The following is a 6646-nucleotide window of genomic DNA, read 5'->3' as shown; positions in this document are numbered from 1 at the left end:
TTCGTCATCCCGGGCTTGACCCGGGACCCGCCTTCCTTCTTCCCAACCGAGAAAAGACAAGGCAGGCCCCGGGTCAAGCCCGGGGTGACGAGAAGTTGGATGACTGCAACCGGTCGTTAGCCGGCTCTCCAAGTATTCGTATACGTAGCCTCCCGGTGCTTGCCCTGCCCCGCCCACACTGCAACACCCGTCCCCGACGAGAGCCGCGCACGGCGGCCCGATGGGGAGATGCGTGATGGACAAGCCGCGGCAGGGTTTTGCCGGCCTGTGGAATATCAGCTTCGGCTTTTTCGGCATCCAGATCGGCTTCGCACTGCAGAATGCGAATATGAGCCGCATCTTCCAGTCGCTGGGCGAAGATATCGAGAAACTCCCCGGCCTCTGGGTCGCGGCGCCGCTGACCGGGCTGCTCGTGCAGCCGATCATCGGCCATATGAGCGACCGCACCTGGCTCGGCCGCCTGGGGCGCCGCCGTCCTTATTTCCTCGCCGGCGCTGTCCTCGCCGCGATCGCGCTGTTCGTGATGCCCGAAAGCCCGGCAATCTGGTTCGCGGCGATGATGCTGTGGATCCTCGACGCCTCGCTCAACATCTCGATGGAGCCGTTTCGCGCCTTCGTCGGCGACATGCTGCGGCGCGACCAGCACAGCGCCGGCTATGCGGTGCAGACCGCGTTCATCGGTGCCGGTGCGGTCGTCGGGTCGCTGTTCCCGACGCTGATGGAGGCAATGGGCGTCGCCAATGTCGCGCCGCCGGGGCAGATTCCCGACACCGTCAAATATGCTTTCTGGTTCGGCGGCCTCGCACTGTTCCTGTCGGTGCTGTGGACCGTCGTCACGACGCGCGAATATGATCCCGCCCAGATGGCGACGTACGAAGAGAGCACGGCCGAAACGCCCGCGATCCGCGCGCTCGCCTCGCACGCTTATAAGAACAGCCTCGTCTGGATCGCCGCCGGCATCGCCGTCCTCCTGATCCAGATCGAGTTCGCACTATTGCGCGAGGTGCTGCTGCTCGGCGCGTTGCTGATCGGCTATGGCGTCGCGAGCATGCTCGCCATCGCGCTAGCCCGCGGAGGGAACGACAAGAACATGCTGTCCAGCATCGTCGGCGACTTCGCCGGCATGCCGCTGCTGATGAAACGGCTGGCGCTGGTGCAATTCTTCAGCTGGTCGGCGCTGTTTATCATGTGGATCAACACGACGCCGGTGGTCACCCAATATCATTATGGCGCCACCGATGCGGCGTCGGCCGCCTATCAGGCGGGAGCGAACTGGGTCGGCGAGCTGTTTGCCATCTATAACGGCGTCGCGGCCATCGCGGCGCTGACGCTGCTACCGTGGCTTTCGGCGCGGATCGGGCAAGCGCGCACGCATATCGTCGGGCTCGTCTGCGGCGCGATCGGTTACGGCAGCTTCTTCATCCTCCGCGATCCGACCCACCTGATCGCGAGCGAGATCTTCATCGGTATCTTCTGGGCCTCGGTGCTCGCCATGCCCTATGCGATGCTCGCCTCGAGCCTGCCGCAGGCGAAGCTCGGCATCTATATGGGGCTGTTCAACATCTTCGTCGTTGTGCCGCAGCTGTTGGTGGCGACCGTCATGGGGTCGATCATGACAGCCTTCTTCCCCGGCGAGCCGATCTATACGATGGCCTTCGCCGCCGCGACCTTGCTCCTCGCCGCGCTCGCGATGCTGCGCGTCGTGCCGTTGATCCCGGAGCGGCAACAGGAGCCCACCGGCTAGATTCAAAGCCCTCCCCCTTGATGGGGGAGGCAGCGAGACTTGCCAGCTTGCTGGCTAGTCGCAGCGGTGGGGTGCGGTTTCGGCCTGAAACGGCGGCGCAAGGACGCACCATCACCCCCATCCAACTCCGCCTAGTCGCTACGCGACAAGGTTTCATATCCTTCCCCCATCAGGGGGAAGGCCGGACCGGCCCTAGCTCGACCAGCCGCCCGCGAGCGCGCGGAACAGCGCGATCTGGCGGCGCGAAATCTGGCCGTCCTGTGCGGCGAGTACCGCCTCGGTTTCAGCGAACGTCCGTTCGGCGTCGAGCCATTCGAGCGAATCCGATGCGCCTTCCTGCCGCTTGGCACGCACGATGCGCGCCGCGCGCTCGGCCTGGTCGCGCGCCGCGCGCAGCGCCTGCCGCTGTTCGAGCGAGCGCGCATAGGACGAAAGCGCGGTTTCGGTTTCCTCGAGCGCGCGCAGCACCGTGCCGTCGAATTCGGCGAGCGACGCCTGCGTATCGGCCTCCGCCGCCGCGATCCGCGCCCGCGCGGGTTCCTGATTGGGGAAGGCCCAGTTGAGGAGCGGCCCGAGCAGCCAGCGGATCGGCCCGCCGCCGAACACATCGCCAAAGCCCGATCCGGTCGATCCGGCCGAGCCGCCGAGCGTTATGCGCGGATAAAGGTCGGCAGTCGCGACGCCGATCCGCGCCGTATCGGCCGCAAGGCGGCGTTCGGCGGCGCGAATGTCGGGGCGACGCTTCAACAGCGCCGCCCCGTCACCGACCGGGATGGGATCGGTGATCTCGAGGCTGATATTGCGATCGGCGGCGATCGTCGGCAGCGCGGCGGGCGCACGGCCGGTCAGCGTCGCGAGGCGGAAAAGCGCCGCCTGGCGGTCGGCATCGATCGCCGGGATGTCGGCCGACCGCTGGTCGCGCAGCGTCGCGATGCGCGCAAGGTCGAGCCCCGTCGCCATCCCGACCTCCTTGCGGCGTTCGGTGAGCTTCACCTGCTGGTCGAGCAGCCCGACGATGCGCCGCGCGACGTCGAGGCGCGCGGCGCCCGATGCGGCATCGGCATAGGCCTGCGTCGTGTCGGCGGCGACGATCACGCGCACCGCATCGGCATTGGCTTCGGCGGCGGCGGTATCGCCGCGTGCGGCCTCGATCGAACGGCTGACGCGGCCGAACAGGTCGACCTCGTATGAGACGTTCAGCCCGACATCGACGGCCCAGTCCTCGCGGTCGGCACCAGGCAGGCGCTGGCCTTCGGGGCTGCGGCCGTAATTGGCGCCGGCGCCGATCTCGCCCTGCGGCAGGCGGTCGGCGCGTGCGCCACGAAGCGACGCGCGGGCGCGGGCGATGTTTGCGACCGCGACACGGACGTCGGTGTTGTTGGCAAGCGCATCGCCGACGAGTCCGTCGAGAACGGGATCGTCATAGAGCCGCCACCAATCGGCCGCGACCGGCGCGAGCGACACTGCGGGGCTGTTCGCCGAAATGAACGGACCGGTCGCGACGGGCGCCGACGCCGATTTGGGCTCGGCATAGTTGGGGCCGACGGCGCAGGCGGCGAGCGCCAAGGCGGAGGCGGCGGTGAGGATGTTGCGGAGGATCATGGTCTTATTCCTTATTCCGCCGGAACCGGCAATGCGGTCCCGTGGTCGTCCGACCCGCGCCGCGCGCGTCGCTCAGCCGACCATATGCTGAGCGAGCGTGCGACGACGTAGAAGGTCGGGGTGAAGATGAGGCCGAACGCCGTCACGCCGAGCATGCCGAAGAAGACCGCGGTGCCGAGCGCCTGGCGCAGTTCCGCCCCTGCCCCGCTTGCGATCAACAGCGGCACAGCGCCGAGGATGAAGGCGAAGCTGGTCATCAGGATCGGGCGCAGACGGTCGCGCGCGGCGCGCACCGCGGCTTCGACCGGCGACAGACCATCCTGTTCCTCGGCCTGCTTGGCGAATTCGACGATCAGGATCGCATTTTTCGCCGCCAGCGCGATGAGCACGACGAGCCCGATCTGCGTCAGCACATTGTTATCCATGCCGCGCAGGTTCACGCCGACCATCGCCGCGAGCAGGCACATCGGCACGATGAAGATGATCGCCAATGGCAGCATCAGGCTTTCATATTGCGCCGCAAGCACGAGGAAGACGAAGACCACTGCGAGCGCGAAGACGATGCCCGCGGTGTTCGCCGCCGCCTTCTGCTGGAAGGCGATACCGGTCCATTCGGTGCCGTACCCCGCGGGCAGCGATTCCGACGCGAGCTTTTCCATCGTCGTCAACGCCGCGCCCGAGGAGGCGCCGGGGGCGGTGTCGCCGTCGATCTCGACCGCGGGGAACAGGTTGTAGCGCGTCACGCGGTACGGCCCCGTGCGGTCCTCGAAATTGGCGACCGAACCGATCGGCACCATCGCGCCGCTATTCGACCGCGTCTGGAGGTTCGCAATGTCGGCGACGGTCTGGCGATAAGGCGCATCGGCCTGCGCGGTGACGCGATAGGTGCGGCCGAGCAGGTTGAAGTCGTTGACGAACGCCGAACCCAGATAGACCTGCAACGCTTCGAACACGCGTTCGGGCGGCACGCCGAGCATATTCGCCTTCGCGCGGTCGATGTCGGCATAGACGCGCGGGTTCGACGGATCGAAGAAGGTGAAGACGTTCGCGAGCCCCGGGGTCTGGTTCGCCTTGCCGATCAGGTTGTTCGTCTCGTTCGCGAGCGCGGCATAACCATTCCCGCCGCGATCCTGCACGATCATCCGGTACCCGCCCGCCGAGCCGATGCCCTGGATCAGCGGCGGCGGGATGATGACAATCTGCGCCTCGGTGATGTCCGCCGTGTTCGCGCGCGCCTGGTTCATGATGTCGTCGAACTTGACGCCGAGTTTCCCCCGCTCCTCGAAGGATTTGAGCGGGAAATAGGCAGCGGCCGAATTCGGCGCGAGCGTCTGCGACGGGCCGTCGAAGCCCGCGAGCATGACCGAACCGAGGACGCCCTCGATCGGCAGCACACGCGCCGCAACCTTCTTCAGCACCGCATCGGTGCGTTCGACCGAGGCGCCCGAGGGCAGCTTGGCGACGACGAGGAAATAGCCCTGGTCCTGCGCGGGGATGAAGCCCGTCGGCGTCGCCCAGAACAGCCCCGCGGTCGCGGCGATCAGCCCGGCATAGGTGACCATCATCTTTTTCGGTGCACGCACCAGCCGGTCGGTGAGCCGCGCATAGCCGTTGCTCAGCTTCTCGAAGCCCTCGTTGAAGCGTTCGCCGGCACGGTGGATACGCGCCATCAGCCATCCGTCAGCCTGCGCGGGGGCGTGCGGCTTGAGCAGGATCGCCGCGAGCGCGGGCGACAGGGTGAGCGACAGGACGAGCGAGATGATCGTCGCGGTCGAGATGGTGACCGCGAACTGCTGGTAGAAGGCGCCCGACAGGCCGGTGAGGAACAGGGTCGGCACGAACACCGCGCAGAGCACGAGAACGATCGCGACGAGAGCGCCCGACACTTCGTCCATCGACGTGCGCGCGGCTTCGAGCGCGCTCATCCCCTTCTCGAGATTGCGTTCGACATTTTCGACGACGACGATCGCGTCATCGACGACGATACCGATCGCGAGCACGAGCCCGAACAGCGACAGGTTGTTGAGGCTGTAGCCGAAGGCCGCGAGTACCACGAAGGTGCCGATCAGCGACACCGGGATCGCCAGCACCGGGATGATCGCGGCGCGCCATTTCTGCAGGAAGACGAGGATGACGATGACAACGAGGATCACGGCTTCGAGCAAGGTTTCCATCACCGCGTCGATCGACTGGGCGATGAATTCGGTGGGGTTATAGATGACGCGATATTCGAGGCCCTTGGGGAAATTCTTCGACGAGGACGCCATTTCGGCCTCGACCGCCTCGGCCGCGGCAAGCGCGTTCGAACCGGGGCGCTGGAACACCGCCATGATGACGGTCGGGTCACCCGAGAGGTAGGTGTTGCTGTTGTAATCCGACGCACCAAGCTCGACGCGCGCGACGTCCGACACGCGGACCTGCCGCCCGTCGGCATCGCTGCGGATGACGATATTGGCGAAATCCTTGGGATCGGTCAGGCGGCCCTGCGTCTCGACGCTGAGCTGAAAATCGCTGCCGTTCGCGTAGGGAGGTTGCCCGAGCGTACCCGCCGCGACCTGCACATTTTCGCGGCGCAATGCGGCGACGATCTCGCCCGCGGTCAGGTCGAGCGCGGCGGCGCGGCCGGGATCGATCCACACGCGCATCGCATAGTCGCGCGCGCCGAACAGCCGCACGTCGCCGACGCCGTCGATGCGCGACAGGCGATCGCGAAGCTGGGTCAGCGCATAGTTGGAGATATAGGCGCGATCGAGCGACTTGTCGGGCGAGACGAGGTTCACGACCATCAGGAAGTCGGGCGACGTCTTGCGCGTCACGACGCCGAGGCGCTGCACCGTTTCGGGCAGGCGCGGGGTCGCGATCGCGACGCGGTTCTGCACCAGGACCTGCGCGGCATCGAGGTCGGTGCCGATCTTGAAGGTCACGGTGATCGTGACGACGCCGTCGCCGGTCGACTGGCTGCTCATATAGAGCATATTGTCGACGCCGTTGATTTCCTGCTCGATCGGCGCCGCCACCGTGTCGGCGACGGTTTCGGCCGACGCGCCCGGATAGGTCGCGGTCACGGTCACCGTCGGCGGGACGATGTCGGGATATTGCGAGACGGGCAGGCCGATATAGGCGACCGCGCCGACGATGGTGATGATGACAGCGAGCACGGCGGCGAAGATCGGCCGGTCGATGAAGAAGCGGGATAGGCGCATGGGAGAGCCCCTGTCTGGAAATTGGTCCGGTCATCCCCTCCCGCTTGCAGGAGGGGCAGCGAGACTGCGAGCTTTGCTCGCTAGTCGCAGCGGGGAG

The 6646-nt window shown here is 66.6% G+C and carries 3 protein-coding genes; 1 reads left to right on the top strand and 2 read right to left on the bottom strand.

Features of this window, described 5'->3' with window-relative positions; all coding sequences use genetic code 11:
* Positions 1-235 precede the first annotated feature (235 nt).
* On the top strand, positions 236-1744 hold the full coding sequence (locus tag V6M50_RS17045; RefSeq protein ID WP_332819776.1) for an MFS transporter: 1509 nt from the start codon (positions 236-238) through the stop codon (positions 1742-1744).
* A gap of 192 nt (positions 1745-1936) precedes the next feature.
* Here V6M50_RS17045 and V6M50_RS17040 read toward each other — a convergent pair whose 3' ends face one another.
* Together V6M50_RS17040 and V6M50_RS17035 are read right to left on the bottom strand one after the other, a co-directional pair.
* A complete protein-coding gene (locus tag V6M50_RS17040) occupies positions 1937-3346 on the bottom strand; it encodes a TolC family protein (RefSeq protein WP_332819775.1) in 1410 nt (469 codons plus the stop codon).
* 11 nt (positions 3347-3357) lie between these two features.
* Complete coding sequence (locus tag V6M50_RS17035; protein WP_332819774.1) at positions 3358-6549, bottom strand: efflux RND transporter permease subunit; 3192 nt, start codon at positions 6547-6549, stop codon at positions 3358-3360.
* Positions 6550-6646 lie beyond the last annotated feature (97 nt).

Origin of the sequence: Sphingopyxis sp. (assembly GCF_036675685.1) — a bacterium.
GTDB lineage: Bacteria > Pseudomonadota > Alphaproteobacteria > Sphingomonadales > Sphingomonadaceae > Sphingopyxis.
This window is presented reverse-complemented; position numbering and strand designations above follow the sequence as displayed.

Bases quoted from the DNA above. Each gene is read 5' to 3' on its own strand.
- V6M50_RS17045 (WP_332819776.1), top strand. From the start codon at position 236: ATGGACAAGCCGCGGCAGGGTTTTGCCGGCCTGTGGAATATCAGCTTC.
- V6M50_RS17040 (WP_332819775.1), bottom strand. From the start codon at position 3,346: ATGATCCTCCGCAACATCCTCACCGCCGCCTCCGCCTTGGCGCTCGCC.
- V6M50_RS17035 (WP_332819774.1), bottom strand. From the start codon at position 6,549: ATGCGCCTATCCCGCTTCTTCATCGACCGGCCGATCTTCGCCGCCGTG.